17 protein-coding genes and 3 pseudogenes are annotated in these 20,684 nt (G+C 59.6%); 8 read left to right on the plus strand and 12 right to left on the minus strand.

Annotation, left to right across the window (positions count from 1 at the left end):
• Positions 1 to 607 precede the first annotated feature (607 nt).
• Complete coding sequence (locus NKI22_RS25025; protein WP_352959015.1) at positions 608 to 910, minus strand: DUF982 domain-containing protein; 303 nt, start codon at positions 908 to 910, stop codon at positions 608 to 610.
• Positions 911 to 1,466: 556 nt separating this feature from the next.
• Here NKI22_RS25025 and NKI22_RS25030 point away from each other — a divergent pair.
• Positions 1,467 to 1,937 carry a Ros/MucR family transcriptional regulator gene (locus NKI22_RS25030; RefSeq protein ID WP_352959017.1) on the plus strand — a complete coding sequence of 157 codons (471 nt, stop codon included), beginning with the start codon at positions 1,467 to 1,469 and terminating at the stop codon, positions 1,935 to 1,937.
• Positions 1,938 to 2,187: 250 nt separating this feature from the next.
• On the opposite strand, the gene NKI22_RS25035 is transcribed toward NKI22_RS25030, so the two are convergent.
• Entirely contained in the window at positions 2,188 to 2,400 is a 213-nt protein-coding gene (locus NKI22_RS25035; RefSeq protein WP_023721434.1) for a cold-shock protein, read from the minus strand.
• Positions 2,401 to 2,701: 301 nt separating this feature from the next.
• Positions 2,702 to 2,998 (minus strand): hypothetical protein, encoded by a 297-nt coding sequence (locus NKI22_RS25040; RefSeq protein ID WP_352959019.1) that lies wholly within the window; start codon positions 2,996 to 2,998, stop codon positions 2,702 to 2,704.
• Positions 2,999 to 4,071: 1,073 nt separating this feature from the next.
• Here NKI22_RS25040 and NKI22_RS25045 point away from each other — a divergent pair.
• Together NKI22_RS25045 and NKI22_RS25050 are read left to right on the plus strand one after the other, a co-directional pair.
• Positions 4,072 to 5,388 (plus strand): M16 family metallopeptidase, encoded by a 1,317-nt coding sequence (locus NKI22_RS25045; protein WP_502897717.1) that lies wholly within the window; start codon positions 4,072 to 4,074, stop codon positions 5,386 to 5,388.
• A gap of 509 nt (positions 5,389 to 5,897) precedes the next feature.
• Positions 5,898 to 7,355: an NAD-dependent succinate-semialdehyde dehydrogenase gene (locus tag NKI22_RS25050; RefSeq protein WP_352959125.1), complete on the plus strand. Its 1,458-nt coding sequence runs from the start codon at positions 5,898 to 5,900 to the stop codon at positions 7,353 to 7,355.
• A 708-nt stretch (positions 7,356 to 8,063) separates the two neighbouring features.
• Here the strand turns inward: NKI22_RS25050 and NKI22_RS25055 are convergent.
• The 5 genes from NKI22_RS25055 to NKI22_RS25075 form a co-directional block, all read right to left on the minus strand.
• The gene (locus tag NKI22_RS25055) at positions 8,064 to 8,189 is read right to left on the minus strand and encodes a hypothetical protein (RefSeq protein ID WP_352959023.1); all 126 of its coding nucleotides are present in this window, start codon (positions 8,187 to 8,189) and stop codon (positions 8,064 to 8,066) included.
• Positions 8,186 to 10,135, minus strand: a complete 1,950-nt coding sequence (locus NKI22_RS25060; RefSeq protein ID WP_352959025.1) for a class I tRNA ligase family protein — start codon at positions 10,133 to 10,135, stop codon at positions 8,186 to 8,188. The genes NKI22_RS25055 and NKI22_RS25060 overlap by 4 nt, the downstream gene beginning before the upstream one ends.
• Positions 10,136 to 10,522: 387 nt before the next feature.
• On the minus strand, positions 10,523 to 11,302 hold the full coding sequence (locus tag NKI22_RS25065; RefSeq protein ID WP_352959027.1) for a phytanoyl-CoA dioxygenase family protein: 780 nt from the start codon (positions 11,300 to 11,302) through the stop codon (positions 10,523 to 10,525).
• A 506-nt stretch (positions 11,303 to 11,808) separates the two neighbouring features.
• On the minus strand, positions 11,809 to 13,113 hold the full coding sequence (locus NKI22_RS25070) for a lysine N(6)-hydroxylase/L-ornithine N(5)-oxygenase family protein (protein WP_352959029.1): 1,305 nt from the start codon (positions 13,111 to 13,113) through the stop codon (positions 11,809 to 11,811).
• Between the two features lie 245 nt (positions 13,114 to 13,358).
• On the minus strand, positions 13,359 to 13,622 hold the full coding sequence (locus NKI22_RS25075) for an iron-sulfur cluster assembly accessory protein (protein ID WP_352959031.1): 264 nt from the start codon (positions 13,620 to 13,622) through the stop codon (positions 13,359 to 13,361).
• 1,044 nt (positions 13,623 to 14,666) lie between these two features.
• Between NKI22_RS25075 and NKI22_RS25080 the strand changes: the two genes are divergently transcribed.
• The 4 genes and pseudogenes from NKI22_RS25080 to NKI22_RS25095 form a co-directional block, all read left to right on the plus strand.
• Entirely contained in the window at positions 14,667 to 16,745 is a 2,079-nt protein-coding gene (locus NKI22_RS25080; RefSeq protein ID WP_352959033.1) for a prolyl oligopeptidase family serine peptidase, read from the plus strand.
• A 188-nt stretch (positions 16,746 to 16,933) separates the two neighbouring features.
• Positions 16,934 to 17,614 (plus strand): OmpW/AlkL family protein, encoded by a 681-nt coding sequence (locus NKI22_RS25085; RefSeq protein WP_352959127.1) that lies wholly within the window; start codon positions 16,934 to 16,936, stop codon positions 17,612 to 17,614.
• A gap of 139 nt (positions 17,615 to 17,753) precedes the next feature.
• Positions 17,754 to 18,659: a glutamate 5-kinase gene (proB, locus tag NKI22_RS25090; RefSeq protein WP_352959035.1), complete on the plus strand. Its 906-nt coding sequence runs from the start codon at positions 17,754 to 17,756 to the stop codon at positions 18,657 to 18,659.
• Positions 18,590 to 18,782: pseudogene (locus tag NKI22_RS25095) on the plus strand (Mu transposase domain-containing protein); the annotation flags it as partial. The gene proB and the pseudogene NKI22_RS25095, both read left to right, overlap by 70 nt.
• A gap of 141 nt (positions 18,783 to 18,923) precedes the next feature.
• On the opposite strand, the pseudogene NKI22_RS25100 reads toward NKI22_RS25095, so the two are convergent.
• The 3 genes and pseudogenes from NKI22_RS25100 to NKI22_RS25110 all read right to left on the minus strand — a co-directional run.
• Positions 18,924 to 19,061 (minus strand): annotated as a pseudogene (locus NKI22_RS25100) (IS5/IS1182 family transposase); the annotation flags it as partial.
• Between the two features lie 113 nt (positions 19,062 to 19,174).
• Positions 19,175 to 19,273, minus strand: a complete 99-nt coding sequence (locus tag NKI22_RS25105) for a transposase (protein ID WP_352959037.1) — start codon at positions 19,271 to 19,273, stop codon at positions 19,175 to 19,177.
• A 38-nt stretch (positions 19,274 to 19,311) separates the two neighbouring features.
• On the minus strand, positions 19,312 to 19,443 hold the full coding sequence (locus NKI22_RS25110) for a hypothetical protein (RefSeq protein WP_352959039.1): 132 nt from the start codon (positions 19,441 to 19,443) through the stop codon (positions 19,312 to 19,314).
• Between the two features lie 278 nt (positions 19,444 to 19,721).
• Here NKI22_RS25110 and NKI22_RS25115 point away from each other — a divergent pair.
• Positions 19,722 to 19,937: pseudogene (locus tag NKI22_RS25115) on the plus strand (IS110 family RNA-guided transposase); the annotation flags it as partial.
• On the opposite strand, the gene NKI22_RS25120 reads toward NKI22_RS25115, so the two are convergent.
• Positions 19,911 to 20,351 carry a GNAT family N-acetyltransferase gene (locus tag NKI22_RS25120; protein ID WP_352959041.1) on the minus strand — a complete coding sequence of 147 codons (441 nt, stop codon included), beginning with the start codon at positions 20,349 to 20,351 and terminating at the stop codon, positions 19,911 to 19,913. The pseudogene NKI22_RS25115 and the gene NKI22_RS25120 sit on opposite strands and share 27 nt — an antisense overlap.
• Between the last annotated feature and the right edge of the window lie 333 nt (positions 20,352 to 20,684).

Here is a 20,684-nt window from a genome sequence, read left to right on the forward strand (position 1 = left end):
GAGCCGTGCTCCGGTTCTCTCTGCGCCTTCTACCATGAAGAAATCGGGTCCGCCGCTGTCTCAGATTTCGGTTCGGGGCCAGTGATCTGTTCCGCTGCAGGTCCTGCTCGACTTCCGCCTGCCTTCGCCAGATCGACGTGGGCCCAAATCGATCCGCGATAGTGTCTTGTAGCACCTTTGCGGGACAATCTTATTTCGACTGTAGAGGACCGTTTCGGGTGAGCGAAATTAAACGAATTTCAAAGGGCGCCCGAGTAGCTGTTTTGATCGGCTTGTGAGGCTTATAGCCTCCATCGAGCGAATATTGGCAGACGACGGAGCACAATTTTGGCCTCGTTTATCAGCCTTCAATGGGACAACTGCTTTGCGATGATAACAGGGCAATTTACCGTCATGAATTTGAGAGAACCAAGTCCCACGCAGTGATTTTCACACCGGAAGCGTTGCAGTCCTGTCGCGAGAAGCTGATTTACAAATACAACAAGATGATTAACATCGGCATAGCGCGCAAAATATTGTTTGTTTATACTACGCTCTAGATGCCGGCGAAATCTGGATACAATAACCTCGTCGGCGTACCGGCTCCAGCCTCACACACGACTGCGGCCTATACTTGCGCTTTTCCACTGTCCGACATGCAGGCAGCGAGCCATTGCATCGCGGAGGTTGCATCTTCCAATATGACGACCTGTTTCGCAAAGCGGAAAAAAGTCTTGCGCGCTGCGCTCGCAGGTTTTCGTCCGTTGTATGCATCAAAGCACGCCCTGAGGGCGGCTTCGTAGATCCGGTCTCGGCGATCTTCTGGCCATTCGTTGAGAAAATCGATAGCATCCGCAGGACCGGCAATCTCTTGCACGATGTGCGCTGCACGCCTTACGAAAAGTGGGCTGCTGAAAGTCCCTGAGCTCATTCGTTCCTCCCGACCTGCTGAACCGCTAGTTTGCGTGAACAGGCGCCTCCTCTACACCCGCCCACCATTGCGGAATGTGTTGTCACAGCGATAGCGGTTCAATAGCAAAGCAGCGGCGTGATGTCCTCGGTTTACCAGCGGGCCAGTCCCTAATATCCTGCTGCGAGAGCGGCTCCCGGATGAATCTACATCGTTTCGACCATTGCGAATCAACGCTTGATAGTTCCTCCACGCGCCACCAGGAAGCGGCCACTGCTCTGCCACCGATTTCACAGCCAAAGAGAGGATGGCGAAACAGAAATAGCCCGCTTCGTTTCGAGATTACTGGTCATTTCGGCGCAAAGCTTACGGCCGAGACGCGCCTGAAAATGCGCAAGCACCGCGGCAGGTCGCCAATTACGGACGGATCAACGGTCACGACGGCGGGATACCGCGCCATAGATCTCGCTGGACGAGCATCGCAATAACCCGGGCGAGACCTTTGTTGCTTTAAGCGGCGACCGCCACTATGAAGCGACGCTTCGCCGACTGTGTTTCACGCCGCCTGGAGAGTTTTATGACAGAAGAAGCCGAAAAAAACATCGACACCCTCATCGAGCTCACGGCCGATGTCGTCTCAGCCTATGTCTCCAACAATCCGATCCCGGTGGGGGATCTCCCTGCCCTCATCGGCCAAGTGCACGCGGCTCTGAAAGGGACGGCCGGAGGTGTCTCTGCAGAAGAGCCGGTTGCCCTTACGCCTGCAGTCCCGATCAGGAAGTCGGTGACACCGGACTACATCATCTCCCTTGAGGACGGGAAGAAATTCAAATCGCTAAAGCGCCATCTGTCGACCCACTATGGGCTGACGCCGGATGGATATCGGGCCAAATGGGGCCTGCCGGCGGATTATCCCATGGTGGCGCCGAACTACGCCGCGGCGCGCTCGTCATTGGCCAAGACGATGGGGCTCGGCCGCAAACAGAAAGCGCCGGAAGCGCCGGAGCCGGCGCCGACGAAGCGAACCCGCAAGAAGGTCGCGGCTTGATTTCGGCAATCGAGATTCGTTCTGGAGCGTTGCAGCAATCGGCTTAATCTGCGCGTCATATAAAAAGGCGGGGCCAACCCCGCCTTCCTTTCAAATAGCCTTGTTTCTTGAGGAATTCAATTCGCCACGCCTTGCAGCAATCTGCTAACCCGGCCGTCCAGTTGAGCCACGTTCTTGCTCGCTCTTGTCGAGCGGCCGTGAGTCCCTCGTGACGTACCGCGCCCACTCTTGCCAGGACGCAAGAGTAAATTCAGCCAACTTTGCTGAGACTGCCAGCGGAGGATTTGCCAGTGCGGCGGTCCTGTTCAATCTCATACTTGATCTTCTGGCCGTCAGCGAGGGTCGAGAGGCCCGCGCGTTCGACAGCGGAAATGTGGACGAAAACATCCTGACCGCCATCGTCGGGTTGGATAAATCCAAACCCCTTGGTGCTGTTGAACCACTTCACTGTTCCGGTCGCCATATGCGTGTTCCTTTGTAACAAATTGCAACGTGGGCAGGCCATTTGGCCAGTCCGATTCATAGCCGAGACTTAGGGGCAGCAATACGAAAAATTTCAAGGCCGCTTGATTGGTCGGCGACAACTTGCGCACTCCATTGTGGCCGTGGTCGCCAGCAAACACTGTCCTTACACTACCGCTCGAGCATGGCCGGAAGCGCCCGACCCTTCCAACGCTCCTCAGCGCCATGTCTATGGCTGGTGCTTGGAGGCACGGGACGTACGGCCGACCGCTGCTCGTGCCGCCGCTCAAGGGCCGGGTAGTTCACGGAGCTACCTTCGTGCATAACGGCTTGGCAAGCGCGTGAAGGAGTTTCGAATTGGATTGTTTCAAGAGGGTCGAGGGGTTAATCGATGCCACCAGCGTGAAAGCGATCGATAACGCGCGCGTTTTGCTGGACCAGTTCAAAGGCAAGTCAGAAACAATCGCCCAAGCGATCGACGACTTCCTACTTGATTTCATGACCTTGCTGTTTGTGGTAGAAGCTACCCGCGAGCGGTTCCACAATCCGGCGAGGCGGTTGGCGCCCATCAGATTGAGCAGGATCAGGCTGTTACTCACCCGATGCTCTTGACCTAAGGGACCACGCTGCCAGGGATGCGTTTGCAGCCGCAAAGAAGGCAAAATCTGTTCGCCGGCAAACCGAGCACAGCCAGGCGGTATTTACGCAGATGAATTCGATCGCGACCGCCAAATTCTGCTGTTTGGTACCCAGCGACGACGGCAAGCGCGGACAGCTTCCGTGCTGCTGTCCTCCAGCGACAAACGTGCCTGCATGCCCCCATCCACGACGAGCTCGACGGTTGTTTCTCACGTTTGACCAAGGTCCCGCGCAAACACTCCCCTTTCCCGCAGCAACTCATCAGGCTCAACGGCCTCGCGGCAGGCGCATTACGCCAGAAGCGCGCAACCGCATCGTTTTTTCCCGCCGAGACCTACGATCTTCGTTTTCCAGCGCCTCGTGGATATCGCCCAACTCGCCGATTTTTGATCAGATCCGTCTTCGCGCGCGAGCAGGCTCCGCGCTCGAGTTGGCTACGCTGCTCACGCCTCTGCCCTTCAGCATCGACCCGGTCTGGCTGTCGAGGTCCGGGTTCCGCTGGGGCGACCAACATCTCCATTCTCACCGTCAGTGCCGCGGCCATTCGAAGCGCATCCTATACCCCTTCCCCGGCAGCGCGCCCAATCGTCTTCCGAACGAAGAAGATATTCTCAGCCGCGCGCGCGTCGCGTTCGGCCCTGTCCGATATTCGACAATGTCGGATGCGCAGCATGGCAGAGCCCGATTTGTCCACATGCCTCGAACGGTTTTCTGATCTGGCACGGTGCATGCTTGGTCATCCGCAAGGCGTCGCGGACCAAGGAGAATCCGTCCCATGATCACCTCACCAAGAAATACTCCCGCAGGTCTCCTGGGTCCATCCAATGATGAGGCTCGAGTAAGGCCTGGCACCATGACGAGCTTGTTCATCTGCGCTGCCCGCCGATCCTCCCACGGGGGGAGACGGGGACGCAGCGCCTTCATCAAAATGAGGAACAAATCACTTTGCCTCGAACCTTGCCTTTCGACCAGCCACCACAACCGGAGCCATCGATCGTCCCCCTGGCTGCGAAACGCGTTCGTTGCCACCGCGCTGGCTCTGGTGACGACCGCTCCGGGTCTGGCCGCCACCGCCGGCGGCAAGGTGACGGATTTCCTGCTCGACAACGGCATGGAAGTGGTCGTCATCCCCGATCACCGCGCGCCGATCGTCACTCATATGGTCTGGTACAAGATCGGCAGCGCCGACGAGCCAATCGGCAAATCCGGCCTTGCCCATTTCCTCCAACATCTGATGTTCAAGGCGACGACCAACCACGCCGCTGGCGAGTTCGACCGAGCCGTCTCAGCCATCGGCGGCTACAATAACGCCTCCACCGCCTATGACTACACCACGTTCCTCGAGACGGTGGCGCCCTCGGCGTTGGGTGAGATGATGGGCTTCGAGGCCGATCGCATGTTCAACCTCATCCTCAACGACGATGATATCAAGACCGAGCGCGACGTGATCCTGGAGGAGCGCCGTTGGCGCATAGAGACCAACCCGCATGCTCTGCTGGACGAGGAGGTCAACGCGACGTTGCGGCAGAACCAGCCCTACCGCATTCCGGTCATCGGCTGGATGCAGGAGATGGAGAAGCTGAACGGCACCGACGCATTCACCATCTACAACAAATACTACCGACCGAACAACGCCGTGCTGGTGGTGGCCGGCGACGTAGAGCCTGAGACGGTGAAGGCGCTGGCCGAGAAAACCTATGGCAAGGTTGTGCGCGGGCCGGACCTGCCCCCGCGCAACCGCCCGGTCGAGCCGGAGCAGAACACCAGGCGCACAGTGACGCTGACCGATGCGCGCGTTTCGGTGCCGAGCTTTTCCACTCAATGGGTGGTGCCGTCCTATCATACGGCAGAGCCCGGCGAGGCCGAGGCGCTCGACCTGCTGGCCGAGATCCTCGGCGGCGGTAACCGCAGCCGGCTACATCAGGAGCTTGTCGTCAAGCAAGGCATAGCCTCGGCGGCCGGCGCCTCCTTCCAGGGCACCATGCTAGACGACACCAATTTCACCATCTCCGGCTCGCCGCGCGGCGATGCAAAGCTCGTCGATCTCGAAGCGGCGGCCGTTGCCGAAGTCGCCCGGATCGCCAAGAATGGCGTCACCAGCGACGAGCTGGACAAGGCCAAAGACCGCTATATCCGCTCGGTGATTTGTGCGCACGACGAGCTGGACCACATCGCCAACATTTATGGCAAGACGCTCACCACCGGTGGCAATGTGAAGGACGTGCTCGAGAGGCCGGACCGCGTCCGCAAAGTCACCACCGACGAGGTCAAGGCGGTCGCCGCGCGTTATCTGGTGCTCGACCATTCGACGACAGGCTATCTTTTGCCGCAGCAACAGGCGGGGAATTGATCATGAGCTCCATCCCCATGCAAATGCGCCGGCCGATCTTCCCTCTGCGCGCCTTCGCCACCCTGTTCCTCTCCATCCTCTTTCTCATCTTACGGGCGCTCGCCGGGTAAACGGGATCTGTTTAAAGCCGCGAGGAGCGGTTTTCGCGGGCCTTGCCAGGCATTTGCCGGTTCAGGCTTCATTATTGGGGTGCGCTCCTCCTCAGGCCAGCCTCTCTTCGAGTGGATAGAGTCGCCGATTCGTGGTCCGCAGATTGTAGGCGCAGGCGACCAGCATCCGCTCCGCGCGGCTGGCGAAGCCGATGTCCGTTGTTCAATCGTTCGACTAGTAGAACCGCGAGGCATCTTCTAGCGTATTCAGGTATTCTCCCTTTCCAGTCGGGTACCGTGGTCTACCAGCTGTCTGGCCGAGGCCCTATAAGGAACCCGGACGTCGCGGAGTACACACCGCACCTGCTATATGTACCTGCTGCGTTGAGGAGGAATCCGGTATTGCCCCTGTGCCTGCCGATGATCCGTCACCTGAGATCCCCCGACCTGTTTGGACCCATTGATCGCCTGCCGGCACTTGGCACGCGGATTAGCGAGCGGACATTCGAGGTCCTCAACCCGTCGACTGGCGAAGTGCTGGCAGAACTACCCGACATGGGTGTCGAGGAGACATGCGCTGCGATCGACAAGGCCTATGTCGCGCAGCCTGGATGGGCAGGGCTGACCGCACGTGAGCGCAGCGACGTTCTATGGCGATGGCATCAGTTGATCATCGACCACGCCGACGATCTCGCCGCGATTCTCACCGCGGAGATGGGCAAGCCGCTTGCCGAAGCCAAGTCGGAGATATCGCATGCTGCGGCGTATCTGCAATGGTACGCCGAGGAGGCCAATCGCGTCTATGGCGAGACGATCTCCGCACCATCAATGGACCGCCGAATGCTGGTAATCAAGCAGCCCATCGGAGTTGTTGGCACGATAACGCCATGGAATTTCCCGGCCTCGATGGTGGCGCGCAAAATCTCGCCAGCCTTGGCGGCGGGCTGCACGATCGTCCTCAAGCCCGCTGAACAGACGCCGCTCGTGGCGGGAGCAATGTTCGCCCTCGCCCATCAGGCTGGCTTTCCCGAAGGCGTCGTCAACCTGATCTATGGGTCCGAAGGTGACGCGGTCGGCCGCGAACTTTGTACCAATCCGAAGGTGCGCAAGATCAGCTTCACCGGGTCGACTGAGATCGGGCGCCTTCTCATGCGCCAGTGCTCGGACCAGATCAAAAAAGTCAGCCTTGAGCTCGGCGGCAATGCGCCTTTCATCGTCTTCGATGATGCCGATATCGATGCCGCGGTTGACGGTGCGGTCCAGGCGAAGTTCCGCAATGCCGGCCAGACCTGCGTCTCGGCGAACCGCCTTTACGTCCAGTCGGGCGTTCACGACGAGTTCGTCGAGAAATTCGTGCTACGGGCTCGCCAACTTCAAGTTGGTGACGGTTTCGCTCCCGGAGTGGACATCGGACCGCTCATCGACAAGCACGCTTTGGCCAAGATCGAATCCCATATTGCCGATGCCGTCGCCAAAGGCGGCGCAATTCGATGCGGGGGCAAACGCATCGCCACGAATGGCACGTTTTTCCAACCGACAGTCCTGACCGGTGTCTCCAGCGAGATGACCGTCGCGCAAGAAGAGACATTCGGGCCGCTGGCACCGATTATTCGCTTCAAAGATGCGGATCAGGTCGTGCGTGAGGCCAACGACACGATCTACGGCCTCGCGGCCTACTTTTATGCCTCCAACCTGAAGCGTGTCTGGCGTGTGGCCGAGGCCTTGGAATATGGAATGGTCGGGGTAAATACCGGCCGGATGTCTTCAGAAGCGGCGCCGTTCGGTGGGATAAAACAGTCCGGCATCGGGCGGGAGGGATCCCGCCATGGCCTCGAGGACTACCTCGAAATGAAATATCTGTGCATGGGCGGCATCTGAATTTTCGGCTTGCAGGGTTCACGCAGGGGAACCTAGCGAGCGAGCTCCAAATATGTGAATTGTAGGATCGCTCCTCGATTGGGAACTGAGGGGCGGCTCCGTACCCGAGCAAACACGCAATCCTGAAGGAGCACCCTGGCTGGACTTATCTCTCGACGAGACAAGCGTCTGCATTGTCGGCGAAGACGGCGTGCATGTGACGGAGGATACGCTTGCGAGGGTTTTGGCGGCCCTCGCCGACTATCTTCAGGCGACGGGCTGTCTTTGCGCGGGTCTGGTTGGAAGCTTGTGCACCATCGCGATCGTGAACGCTGGTTGTGCGCAATATCCGGTTTATGGGGCAGAATTTTGAACCTGCTACCTTCCGATTGTCAGTAGCTCAGTTGTTCTTCGGCCGACTGCCGCGCCAGTACAGGCTCGGACAGAATCGAAGATACCATCAGGCAGGCATTCGCATTCGACATTTCCGGTGATCGGCGCACGATCCAGGGCGCGCCAGGTTGACCAAGCGCCTCGAACCGCATGACAGTCTTGACCGGCTGGAGGACGGAAATCCCGCGATGCCGAAGAGGTTGGTCAGCGCAGTCGAGCCCACACGGCATTTGCGGCACGAAACAGCAAGGGCTGGGAAGCCGATCGGCCGAGCGGTCCTCGAAGGCGCGGCCAGGGTGTCGACGATGCGTTGGTTCAGGTCCGCCAATCTGGTCTCTACCGTCTGATAGCGGCTTCGGTCGCCAGTGACAGCGAGTAAAGATATTTGGCATCATCGGCTTTGATTGCCGCGCAGATCTGGTCGAGACTGGGATCGCTCACTGGTGCACCTTTGGGGCTCATAGTGCTTCCTCCTCATCGAGATGAGGATTGCCGGATTTGGCGTAGAACACCAACACGGGTCCGAGATCAAAGCGCGTCCCGGGCGCAAGGCGCTGGACCGACCGGGGCCATGTTTCGGTTGAGACGCCATCGATGCCTCGCGCCAGCGTTCTGGCGAATCGGGGCATCAGCGGAGCGAGTGTCGGTGCCAGGATCGCAGCGGCCGTCGTCTGAAGGGCTAGCGAAGTCCGATTGCGGGCGGGATAGAAACGTCGCGCCGCCGCATAGTCTCGCGCCCGACGGTGGATCACGCAATCGCGCACGAAATCGCAGACCTGAGCGGCCGCGCGCCGGACCGAGAAGCCTTCGTCCGAATAGGCGCGCTCCATCGCCGCGCGATAGATCTCTATCCGAGCAAAGAAGGCGCGGTCGACCGGGCTCCAGTCGCCTGCATCGGGTACACGGCCGGCAAAATCCTGCTTGATTTCCTGGTTCAACGCATCAAGCCAGTTCAGCCAAATCCCTTGGAACACCTCGTTCTCGGTGCGGCGCAGCGCGTCCAGCGTGAAATCCGTCCGCTCACCTTCCGGGCGTGTCAGGCCCAAATGGAGGCGCACGACGTCGACTGTCTTTGGGCTCAGAACCTCCTTGCCCCAGACCGCATGGCGGCAGCTGGTTGAGAACTTCTTGCCGTCGAGCAGGTAGAACTCGTTGACGTGATAGTGGATGCGTGGCGTCCAGTGGGAGAAGACCTCGGCGTAAAGAGCGGGGTAGAGTAGCGCGTGGTAGAACGAATTGTCGAAGCCGAAGAAATGGACAATCTGCCAGTCGTCGCCGGGCATCTCCGCCTTCCAGTCGCGACCCAGCAAGCGGCCGAGCGCCTGGATGTTGTAAAGAAAACCGAAGGCCATTTCGGGCCAGACCCAGATCACTTGCCCCGGGAACCCTTCGGCCGGCAGGCCCCAGTCCGAGGGGTGGGTAATGGGCACTGAAAAGTTGCCGCGTCGGCGTAGGCGCGCAAAGAGATCCAAGATCCGTAGCGGGACGCCCGACGCCCTTAGATGCCGGTCGATATTGTCGTAGCATCGGTCCAAGGCAAGTTCCGGGCGGCGGACGGAGCCGACCAGCGGCGCCTCGGCAGACTGCCGTGACCGGGCTGCACCCAAGTCGTGGCAAAGGTTTGGGGCGCCGCATTCCTCGCAGATATTGCCACCGGCGGAGCCGCCGCAATCGGGGCAGAGGCCGCTAACATCCGGCTCGTAAAGATAGTGGCCTGTCACAGCATCGAAAAGCGCAGGGCTCTGGCGCAGATCTACCGCCGTGCTGCTCAGAAGACTGCGGAAACACGCGGCTTGAAACTCGCCGTAACCGTCATCGCCCATTGTGGGTTGGAAGCTGTGGACGTCACAATCGAAAAGTGCAAGCGTGGCGCGAATCTCGTCGGCGTAGTAGCGCGCCACGTTTGCAGGCGTCGATTGATCGGCATCGGCGCGCATCGTGACGTAGCTCTGGTTGTCATCGCTTCCAGTGAGGTGATATGCTTCGACTCCTTTCATGCGCAGGAAACGAGTATAGACGTCGGCGCCGAAATAGGGGCCAGAAAGATGCCCCAGATGCAGATCGCCATTTGGCGTTGGCGGCGTGGAGAAGACGAAGATCGGCCCGCGTGGAGCCGTGGTCTTTGCCGCGGCATCAAGGGCGGCCTCGCCGTCTCGCCAGTAGACATCGACGAAATCTAGGTCTTCGTTTCCGTCGTTGCGCAGCACATGCGCTTCAAAAGGGTGGAACAGAACGACATCGCCCGCTTCGACCGGGATTTCCCCAAGGTCGGTCCTGACCTTGCCCGATCCTGACAGGATCACGAAGGCCTCGATTTCGTCGTGCCGATGGGGCTCGGATGTAACGCCCGGTGCCACCCTACCGAACGAAAACCCCGTGCCGGCGCTTCCCGTTCCAAGCGTGGCCATGTCGATACCGAACGCGCGCGACAGCCCGGTTCGAGAAAACTTGTGTTTGCGCATGACGAACCTAAGCTGTTGAAGCAGTGGTATCTTCGGCTGCCAACGCAACAGCCTCTTGTGCAAGTTGCGCAGAGAAGCGGCAGCCCAACCCGTTGCCGGACTCGGCCAGAATAATCCGGCTCTGGGCCTCAGGCGGGCGACGACGGGTGCGCCAGTCGGGCTGTAGGCGTCATAGAAGACCGCCTGCGACCACCTCCACAATCCACGTGCCGAAGCGTCGTAATGGGCTGCGGTCGATGCTCCGCGAGCCCGCAAATCAGAACGCCATACTCTCCGCGCATTTTTGAGCGGTCGATCAGTTTCGTGTGCATGCCTCCGCCTGGCTGCGTGAGCTCAATCGCGATAGAAAATGCCGTTTGGGGGCTTGAGTTTGTCGAGATCGGCCACTTTGCCCTCGGGCGGGTTAAGGGCGCGCTTAAGCACGTTATATTCAGCGCGGGTCGGTCCACCGGTTGAAGCACGCTGGAACACCAAGTAGAGTGTCCGCCGCGAACGATTGCTTTTGTTGGGTCGTGAGTAGTGTGGTGCGTAATCGTCGAAGATGAAGATGTCGCCAGCCTTCCATACTACGGGTTCCCAGGAGAACATTTCGGCGACTTGAGGATCGATCACCCCACCGGCATCCATGGGAAACACCCCCTTCTTGTGGTTGCCGGGGCTGAAGAAAAGCCCGCCGTTTTCCGGGTCGGAGTCGTCGATGCCTATGGCAACCACCGCATGGACCATCCGGTCGGGGAGTTTGTGTGGAATGTGATAAATGTCCTGATGCGGGAGATAGCCGCCGCTGTCGGGGTAGTGGAAAATCAGCAACTCCTTGAGCCTGCGCGACTCTTCGCCAAGCAAATCCTCGACCGCTGACTTTATGCGCTGATCTTCTAAGAGCAAACGACGCAATGGATCATGGAAGTCGAGAAAATTCTCGATCTTGGAGATGATCTTTCGATTGTCCGTCGTCTTCTCGAACCACATGAGCCATTTATCATCGCTGACATCCCAGCGTGACATATCTTCGACAAAAGTAGAGATATCTTCCTGAGCCTCTGGAGCGAAGAACCTTTCGAGCCTGACGTATCCGTCTTTCTGCCACTTTTCTCTTTGTGCATCAGTCAACATGCGAAAAGCCTCCTGTTGGAAAGACTGGTTGGTCGGACATCCCAATTAGGGCAGTCGGGCGCTGGTCACGTTGCGGGTCCACGGAGACGGACTCACGTCATGTGGGACGGCGATGCTAAGTGCGTTCCGCTCCGGCGGATATTGTCCGCGGAAGCTCGGCACGAGACTGCCTATGTCAGGCTCAGCCGGGTCTGGGGGTTCCGTAAACTGGGCCGGATCAATCGCTTCACCCGGCCCAGCCACGACTCGCATCGCTAAAGGCCGGCACCATCCGCTGACCGCCGACCCAGCCATGGCCGCCAAGACCAAGGCGCTCTTTCGAGTGAGCGACCTGGTACGGTCTTGACAACCGTAGGGGAAATGCACGCCCCCAGAATAATGCGATGCGCCGCTTGGTCCAAGGGCTTGTTCGGTCACGATGATTTCGGAGAAGCCTCCGGGCTTCGCCGCAGCGGAGGCGGACATCATTCCTAGGATGCCACCGCCGATGATCAAAAGTCTACGAGTCATATCCCGCTGCCCATTTCTTCGGCTACGGGGTCGGGCCAGCTCTCGATCGAGGTATGGCTGATGAAGCCCGGATGCTCGGGGTTCGCGCATGGCGCGCGCCCAAGAAGGCTATCGAGGATGCGGCGCGCGCGCCAGGCCAGCAGGCTTAGGTTCGGATCGGCCAGGCCGCGCTGCCCGAGGCTCGCGTTTTGTACGAAGATGCGTCTGTCACACGGTCCGTCCCAGCTCACCGAAAAATCCTCGCGAATAGCTAATTCATTCTCGATCTGCTCCAGCCGGTGCGCGATGGGTTCCAAGAAGCCTGGCACCGCGTTCTCGTAACCGGTGGCCAGGATGACGATGTCAGCCGTGACTTCTTCGACCTCGACCATGCCGTGCTGCAGGGTCAGCCTGTGACCCGCGCCGGCGTTGATGCAGTGCGAGACGGTGCAGCCCGGCCGCAGTGTGATGTCGCATCGGTTTGGCTCGAAAAACGCGTGGCGGTACAGCGCCTGATAGACCGCGCGCAACGTGCTTTCCGAAATGCCGTCCGAGGCAAGCACGAAACGCCGCAGGAGCAGCTTACGCTGCGACTCGCTCATCGCCGCGAAACGATCCGAAAAGCAGGGCATGAACAACTCGTTTGTGAACGGGCTGTTGTCCAGAGGCAGATAGTTTTCGCGCTGCGAGACCCAAGTGATCGAGGCAGGCCGCCGTTCTTTCGGCAGGCCGACAAGGTGCAACATCACCTCGGCTCCCGACTGCCCTCCGCCAACCACGCAGACATGCTTTCTCCGCACCTCAGGATGGATGTGTAGTAAAACAGATGAGTGGAACAGGTTGCGTCCAGTCCAGCCCTGAAACTGAGGCGGGATTTGCGCCTGCTTGCCAATGCCAACCACGACGTTTCTGGCGCTGAGAACCGCGTTATCCGTCCGCACCCGAAACGCGCCGTCAAAGCGGATTTCGTGCACGGTCTCGCCGCCACGGACAAGTGGGTTCCTGTGGAAGGCCCAGTTCAGGTACTGCTCAAACTCAGCTCTGAACACAGCCTCGAACTGTGCATTCAGGAAGTGGTACAAACGCCCGTGCTCGTGCAGGAAGTTTACGAAAGTGTAGGCTGATCGCGGATTCACCAGCGTGACCAGATCCTTGAAGTGGCTGACCTGGAGCTCCGAGGAATCGAATGCGATGCCTGGATGCCAGCGGAAGTCGACCTGCCGATCCAGGAACAGTGCCCCTTGCCCAACTTGCTCGTGTATCTGACACGCAAGGCTCAAATTAGACGGCCCGGCACCGACCCCAACGCAAGATAACTCCACTGCTTTCCTCCTATAGAGTCTTCCCACCAGCCGGCTTGTTCGCGGCGAATATCGGCCATAGCCATTAGGCCCTCGCGGACGTTTTCGAGCCTTGGTCCCGACCGGTTTGCGAGAATTTGTCCTGCGCATTCGGGTCGTCGAATGTAGACGCGAGCATTCCAGCGCGGTGACAATCGAGGGGTCAGGCCGGCGACGTGGGGCAACGACGTATGTCCTATCCGCCCGTCTGGATGCCCGCGTCGCCGTCACGCCAGACGCCTTCCAAGCCCATTGAGGTGTTTGAAGCCGGCGCAATCGCCCGCTTCAACCATGACGCGCCGGCCTTTCGGCGGCTTGATGGCAGGCAAGAGCGCGGTTTTCACTGCGGCGACGGCATTTTCGGTGCGCATGATCATGGAGGAGGTCTCGCTGATGCGTTCGCAGGACCCCATGCATGGGCCGTGCCAGAGAAGGAAAACTTTATTTAACAACGGCTTGGCGGATTTGCGACCCTGTCGGAAATCCGACATTGAGGGGGACGCGTACCGGCGGCGCCCGATTTGCACGTCGATGTCCCCTTTCCGAATAGCTAATCGGGCACCTTCTGCACCAGAATACTTCTCTTATGGAGACCAGCACGACGTCTTCATGAACGGACAGTGCAGAACCTTCTGTCTCTGCCGGACAGATCGCGATATGCCTTGTCCATCGAGGTCGGCAGTTGCAAGAGCTGCCAGATCCTTCGCCCTGTCGTGCCGTTGCACTGGCTGGATCCCGACATCCTTGGAGGCCGCGATCATGAAGAGTGACGCAATCTCATGTCCGCGGCGGAGGCCTCTCTAAATGGAGAAGCAATTCTCTATGTCGGTGTCGGATCGATGCTCTTGATGAGATGGTTGCGGATGGGCGCATGCCCATACCTAAGCACATCAATGATTGGGCGATATGGGACCTTCACCAACTGGATTGTCGAATCTCTGGAAAGATAGCCGGAAGACAATTGCGTTATGGCCACTCTGCCGTGCGCCATTCGGTCCCTGCGACTTGATCCAGGCAAAGGGCTGAGGCCGTAAAGCAGTCTTTTGCGCGCCCACCGGTGGGCCAGGATAGAGGCAACGTAAACGCAGTTATTCGATGATGGCGCCGCGGTGTCCTCAGGCTGTGCCGCGCCCGACCCCGGCGACGAAGTGGTCGTCGATCGCCGCGTCGCCGATGTCGACCCGAAGTTCAGCCAGTTTCGCGGTGAGCTTCACTGCATCCGCAGTGCCCACCGATCTGGCACGGGAGGTTCTATCAGGCGGTCACGGCTGCACTCGTTGTCGGATGTTCGACGATGTCGGACATGAGACACAGCGTCATCAGGATGATCGCATTGCTTGGAAACGATTTTCTTATTTGGCACGACTCCTGCGGGGCTGTCCGCAAAACGCGCTGCGGCACGGACAGAGGAGAAATCATCGCATGATCATGCCCGCCGAACATGCGGTCGCAGCCGCGAAAGCGGAGCTTTCCCGGGCCGACGGAAGACTTTGCGCCTGTTTTCCAGGCGACTTCACTCTTCGGGTTAGCCGGACATGACCGAATTTGATTTCCGCCCAACACTGAATGCGCCCGACGATGACCCCCATCTTTGGCTGGAAGATGTAGAAGGTGAACAGGCACTTGCGTGGACCGCCAGCCAGTCGGCAAAGACCCTGAAGCACTTTGGTGGAACGCAGTTCGAGCGGGACCGGGAGGCACTGACGGCGATTTTCGACCGTCCCGACGGGGTTCCCCTGGTCATGCGCCGTGGTCAGTATCTCTACAATTTCTGGCAGGATGCCGGAAATCCCCGCGGGGTGTGGCGCCGGACCACCCTTTCCGTCTACGTGAAGGCGGATCCGCAGTGGGAGCTACTGCTCGATCTGGACTTCCTCGCCGCGAGAGACGGAGAGGACTGGATCTGGGGCGGCGCGTCGATCGAGCCCGAGAGACGGGAAAGAGCCGTTCTGCGCCTGTCGCGCGGCGGCAGCGACGCGGTCGTGCATCGCGAATTCGATCTTGGGTCCCTGAGCTTCGTCGCCGACGGTTTCAACCTCGCGGAGGCCAAGGGCGGCATTGAATGGATCGACCCTGACACGCTTTTGCTTTCCAGTGCGCTTGGTGATGGCATGGCCACCCGCTCCGGCTACGCCCGCACCGTTCGGTTGTGGAAGCGTGGCGCGGATCCGCTCACCTCAGCGGTAATCTTCGAGGCCGATTCCGAATCCCTCGGCGTATCTGGTCATTTGGACCGCACCGCCGGGAGCGAGCGCCTTTGGTTCATCGAGACGCCGGCCTTCTTCGAAATGATAGGTCACATCGGCGACAGGAGCGGTCCAGAGATGCAGATCGACCTTCCGCGGGACGCCCGCTGGAATGGATTCGGCGACTGGCTGGCGGTAAGGCCGCGCACGGTGGGAGGGACGACTCATGCCGCGGACGCGCTGATCGGCATCTCGCTTTCCTTCATCGCCGGCGAGCGCAGTTTTGCCACCCTCTTTGAACCAGGCGACAGGCGCTCCCTGCAGTCATTCTTCTGGAATAACGGGAAGCTCATTATCTCCTACCTCGTCAACCTCCGTACGCGTTTCGAGATGTTCACCCCCGACCGCCAGGAATGGACGCGCCGAGCGCTGGACACCCTGTCCGCCGAAGGGACTGTTCACTTCGGGTCGCTCGATGCGGAACATCACGAGACCAATGGAGAGGTCCTCATTTCGGCTCAGGACCCGATCACACCGCCGAAGCTTCTCCTATTGGGCCTCAATGCCGCAGCGCCTCTGGGCGCTCCAGTAATCCTGAAGCGCGAACCGGAGAATTTCGACGCATCCGGGCTGGTGGTGACGCGCCACGAGGCAGTCTCGACCGATGGTGAGATGATCCCCTATACGCAGGTCGGTCCGGCGAATGGGAACGGGGATGCCCCGGTTCACCTCACCGCCTACGGCGGGTACCGCAAATCGGTCCTGCCCCACTACAACTCCTCGCTCGGCAAACTGTGGCTCGAACGCGGCGGCACGTGCGTGGTGGCGAACATCCGGGGCGGCGGCGAGCTCGGCACCCGTTGGCACAAGGCGGGGCGCAGGGCGGGCAAGCGTCTCACCCATGACGATTTCGCCGCCGTTGCCGCCGACCTCGTGCGAAGAGGCATTACGCTGCCGAGGCGGATTGCCGCCCAGGGCGGCTCGAATGGCGGCCTTCTGATCGCGAATATGCTTACCCGCTATCCTGAGCGTTTCGGCGCGCTGTTCTGCACAGTCCCGCTTATCGATATGCGCCGCTACACCAAGCTTTTGGCGGGCGCGAGCTGGATTGACGAATATGGCGATCCCGACAAGCCGGAGGAATGGATTTTCCTAAAGGAAATCTCGGCCTATCACGCCGCGACGCCGGGACAGCCCTATCCGCCGATCCTGCTTGCCACCAGGAAGCGGGATGACCGCGTCCACCCGGGCCACGCGCGTAAGATGGCAGCAAAGCTGCAGGCTCTTGGCTATCCCGGCTACTTCTACGAGCCCGGCTCGGGCGGGCACGGCTCCGGCAAGAACAATCGGGAGCGGGCCGCATTCATTGCCCTGGGCAACAATTTCCTTCGCAGTGCGATCGGCTGGCAAGCCGATGGCGTTCGATAGGGGGACGGAGACAAAGGGCAACGTTCAACAAGTGAGTACAGGTCGATGATTGCGAGCACGGCGCAAATAATGTGTGCGCTGTCCCACGCAAACTGCGCATGAGCGCTCCGTCGATTCCAGCCGGATTTTTCATAGTGCATCGCATCATTTCTGAAGAGCAAGGAGAGAATATCATGGCGAAAAAGCGAATGGGCATGGCGCGGGGAGTAACAGCGGCCATCATCCTCATGGTGGTGGGACAGCAGGCCGTTGCGGCGGACCTTGCGCACCCCGCGTGCGTCCAGCAGGCAGGAGCCTCGGTCACGGAAGCGCCAAGCCCCTGGCAGATCCGGCTGCGTGCGTTGGGGGTCGTCACTGAAGATTCGGGCTACGTCAATGCAGTGCCCGGTTCCGGTCTTTCTTATTCAAACACGGTGACGCCGGAACTCGATATCTCCTATTTCTTCACGGACAACATCGCGGCCGAACTCATACTCGGCACCACCTATGCAAATATCGAGGGCCAAGGAATGATCGGCGCGCTGGGCAATGTCGGCAAGGTTTGGCTACTGCCGCCTACGCTCACATTGCAGTATCATTTTACCAATCTCGGCGCCTTCAGGCCCTATGTCGGTGCCGGCGTGAACTACACGATCTTCTATAACCAGGATGCCGGCAGTGCCGATGCCCTCAAGATTAAGAACACGTTCGGCACCGCGCTCCAGGTCGGCTTTGACTATATGGTGGATCAGCACTGGGGCGTCAACTTCGACGTGAAGAAGCTTTTCCTGAAGCCAGACTTCGACGTCACGGTGGGCGGCGCGAAGCTGACGGGGAAGGCCGCGCTCGATCCCTGGCTGATAGGGGCAGGTGTCACCTACCGCTTCTGATAGCGAAAGACGAAGAAGGCTTGTTGAAGCCCCGACCACGAAGTAATCGCTCGGGCAGCCGATCTGAAATAATGTGCGTCTCGTGCGCCCTTATACCCGCCAAGGCCGTGACGCTCAGGAAAGGTGAGATTGGAGAGACGTGTCTTCACTGATAGTGCAGCAACACTCAAAGGCAGCACCAACAGGCTCGATCCGATTGGTTTCGGCTCGTCGGCTGATATTGAAGATTGGCTCGGCACTGATCGGCGATGCAGAAACCGGAGAGATACGCGGTCCTTGGCTAGAGACGCTAATAGAGGATGTCGTCCGATTTTTCGCACGCGGGCAGGAGGTGATCATCGTCACGTCTGGTGCTGTCGCGGTCGGCTCAAGTCACTTCAACCATCTGGAAAGATCTCTGCGAGTTGAGGAGAAACAAACGGCCGCCGCTATCGGTCAGGTTCGACTCATGCGTGCCTATGAACAGAGTTTTGAGCGCCATGGTTTTGGCGTTGGGCAAATACTATTGACCCGCGAAGATGTAGACGATCAGCATCGCCGCCTCAATGCGGCTTCAACCCTTCAACAACTTCTCAAAGTTGGCACCGTACCCATTATCAACGAGAACGACACGACCGCAACGGCGGAGATCTGTTTTGGCGACAATGATCGGCTAGCGGCACGGGTCGCCCAGTTGGTAAACGCCGACGTTGTCATTCTGCTTTCCAACGTAGATGGCCTCTTCTCGGAAGACCCACACGACAACCCCGCAGCCCGTCTGGTGACGGAGGTTCGATGCATCACTCCCGAGATAGAGGCCATGGCGGGTCATTCCTTCGCTCGCCACAGTTCGGGTGGCATGGTGACAAAGTTGATGGCAGCAAGGATTGCCATGGACGCGGGCTGTGAAATGGTCATTGCGAGAGGAAATAAATCTTACCCGCTCGCGGCCATCGAGAACGGTGGGCCATCAACGTGGTTTTTTCCGCTCGCTAAAGCCGGCCAATGCACCAGGTCGGGAAACCTCGCCTGGAACTATTCGAGGAGATCGAGCAAGCAGCCTTGAGGCCGTTGCCGGCGGCACCGTCCGAACAATTTCAAATGGAAGGTGGCCAGACATTCCCATTACCACGTCGAGGTCGACAGCGCCTCCTACTCGGTTTCGCATCGGCTGATCGGGCGTACCATCTAGATACCCATCCGGTGGTCCGAAGAGCCGTGGCGTTCTCGATGGCGACGATGGCGGCTTTCTGCGGTGCAAACGGGCAGATGAGCGGCGCAATCCGCCCACCGGCGAACTCGACAACGGGATTGGCCGAGAGACCCGCCCGACGAGCAGCGCATTGATGGCATCGCCAGCATGCCCGAGATGGAAGTTCCGGTCCAGCCGCCCGTCGGTCTTCATGTGGCCGATGGTGGCCTCGACGGCCGATCGTCGCTTCAACTCCCGCTTCATGGTGGCGGTCATTGGCAAAGCCCGCAAGCAGCGTATCTGCTCGCTCTGGCCGGAAACCGTCCCGCTGTTGAAAAAGCTGTTGGAACGGCAGCTGCGAGCGCCAAACGAGCGGATGAACGGCCTCGTCACTCGATTGTTACTCTGGGGACCAGGCCGAAATAGGCCGTGAGCTGGCGGGGGGTTGAGAAGCGTGTGAAGTCACCGACCTCCGCGACCAGCACCACGGCATTGACAGCAGGGCGTCAACGACCGGGCGCTGGTTCTATTCCGGGAGCAGGCTGAGTATCTGTTCCTCGACCTGCTGCAGGCGCCGTTCCGCATCCTTGACGGCATCGACGTAATCCTGAAATGCGATCTGCTGGGCGGGATGGTCGAAGGCCAATGTCGAAGCCATCGCCGGTAAGCCTTTGGCCAGGCCGTCCCACGCTCACGCTTGCGCCCGTGACGCAGCAGAAATCCTTGAAGATGTTTGCGCGCTCGCGTCACCACCTGTCGCACGACGCTGCGCAGCCGGATCAGGTCGCGCATGGCTTCATGATCGGCGTCGGGCACCCAGACGGGGGCCAACTCTCCGGCCCGATTGAGACGGGCGAGCATGGTGGCGTCGCGACGGTTCGTCTTCACCCGATCGCCGGGCTTTCGCGGAATCAGCGATGGCGCCACCACGTCGTACGCGACGATGCCCGCGGCCTGGCCGAACTGGTTCGCGTCGGCTGGTATCGGGAAGTGAAGGTCAAGAGCGCGGAGAGTCAGGCCACCCGGTCCATACTCGTCGCTCGGTCAAGACTTGTTGAGATCCGTCGCGATCTCGAAAACCAGACACGGTCGGGGCTGAAGGAAAATGGGCTGCAGTTCAAGAGATCAGCTCGGAACCAACTTGCGAAACTGGATGTAGCCCGAGCGTTCCGCAACTTTCTCATACAGCGCGATCGCGCTGGAGTTTTCCGCTTGCGTCTGCCAGTCTACGTGCGACGATCCCGCATTAGCCGCCTCTGCACACACATGGGCGATCAGCGCCCGGCCGTAACCTTTGCCGCGCGCCGTCGGTGCGACAAATAGATCCTGTAGATAGCAGGAATCGCTGAGGCTCCACGTTGAGCGGCGGAAGATATAGTGCACGAAGCCCACCGCCTCACCGCCAGCTAAGGCCAGCGCACCATGTATTGGTTCGGCCTCATCCAAGAGGCGTGTCCAGGTGCGATCATGGACGATAGCATCAAGTGTGGTACCTTCGAAGTCGAGATATTGTGCCCACAGCGCACGCCATTGAGTTTGGTCGTCGCCTTGCAACACGCGGATCATTGCGTTCCTCGATCCCCTCGATTATCCATCGATAGTTTGCAAGCCATCATGACGCAAGCAAACTCTTGACGCTCGATTGAATAGGAAAAGGAGCGTGTTTGCCAGAGTGGGGGAGTTGGTGCGTAAGAGGCATTAGGTACGACTGCGCTGTTTCTCAATCGGAATTGGGCGAATGCTAGAACGGCCGGACTTGGTAGCGTGGATCCGCCGAAGACTACGTTTGTATCTTGCCGGCAATGGGGAAACGGCACAACCGCTTCAAGGAACTGCACCGTTGTGGCGTTCCAAAGTTCGGAGCCGCGCGGTTGCCGCCGGTTCGCCGGCGCATGTCAG

The organism is Mesorhizobium sp. M0778 (assembly GCF_040320105.1).
Taxonomy (GTDB): Bacteria; Pseudomonadota; Alphaproteobacteria; order Rhizobiales; family Rhizobiaceae; genus Mesorhizobium.

What these genes read in the sequence shown, in the direction of transcription:
- NKI22_RS25025 (WP_352959015.1), bottom strand. Translation starts at nt 910, where the DNA reads ATGAGCTCAGGGACTTTCAGCAGCCCACTTTTCGTAAGGCGTGCAGCG.
- NKI22_RS25030 (WP_352959017.1), top strand. Translation starts at nt 1,467, where the DNA reads ATGACAGAAGAAGCCGAAAAAAACATCGACACCCTCATCGAGCTCACG.
- NKI22_RS25035 (WP_023721434.1), bottom strand. Translation starts at nt 2,400, where the DNA reads ATGGCGACCGGAACAGTGAAGTGGTTCAACAGCACCAAGGGGTTTGGA.
- NKI22_RS25050 (WP_352959125.1), top strand. Translation starts at nt 5,898, where the DNA reads ATGATCCGTCACCTGAGATCCCCCGACCTGTTTGGACCCATTGATCGC.
- NKI22_RS25055 (WP_352959023.1), bottom strand. Translation starts at nt 8,189, where the DNA reads ATGAGCCCCAAAGGTGCACCAGTGAGCGATCCCAGTCTCGACCAGATC.
- NKI22_RS25060 (WP_352959025.1), bottom strand. Translation starts at nt 10,135, where the DNA reads ATGGCCACGCTTGGAACGGGAAGCGCCGGCACGGGGTTTTCGTTCGGT.
- NKI22_RS25065 (WP_352959027.1), bottom strand. Translation starts at nt 11,302, where the DNA reads ATGTTGACTGATGCACAAAGAGAAAAGTGGCAGAAAGACGGATACGTC.
- NKI22_RS25075 (WP_352959031.1), bottom strand. Translation starts at nt 13,622, where the DNA reads ATGTCGGATTTCCGACAGGGTCGCAAATCCGCCAAGCCGTTGTTAAAT.
- NKI22_RS25080 (WP_352959033.1), top strand. Translation starts at nt 14,667, where the DNA reads ATGACCGAATTTGATTTCCGCCCAACACTGAATGCGCCCGACGATGAC.
- NKI22_RS25085 (WP_352959127.1), top strand. Translation starts at nt 16,934, where the DNA reads ATGGGCATGGCGCGGGGAGTAACAGCGGCCATCATCCTCATGGTGGTG.
- NKI22_RS25110 (WP_352959039.1), bottom strand. Translation starts at nt 19,443, where the DNA reads ATGGCTTCGACATTGGCCTTCGACCATCCCGCCCAGCAGATCGCATTT.
- NKI22_RS25120 (WP_352959041.1), bottom strand. Translation starts at nt 20,351, where the DNA reads ATGATCCGCGTGTTGCAAGGCGACGACCAAACTCAATGGCGTGCGCTG.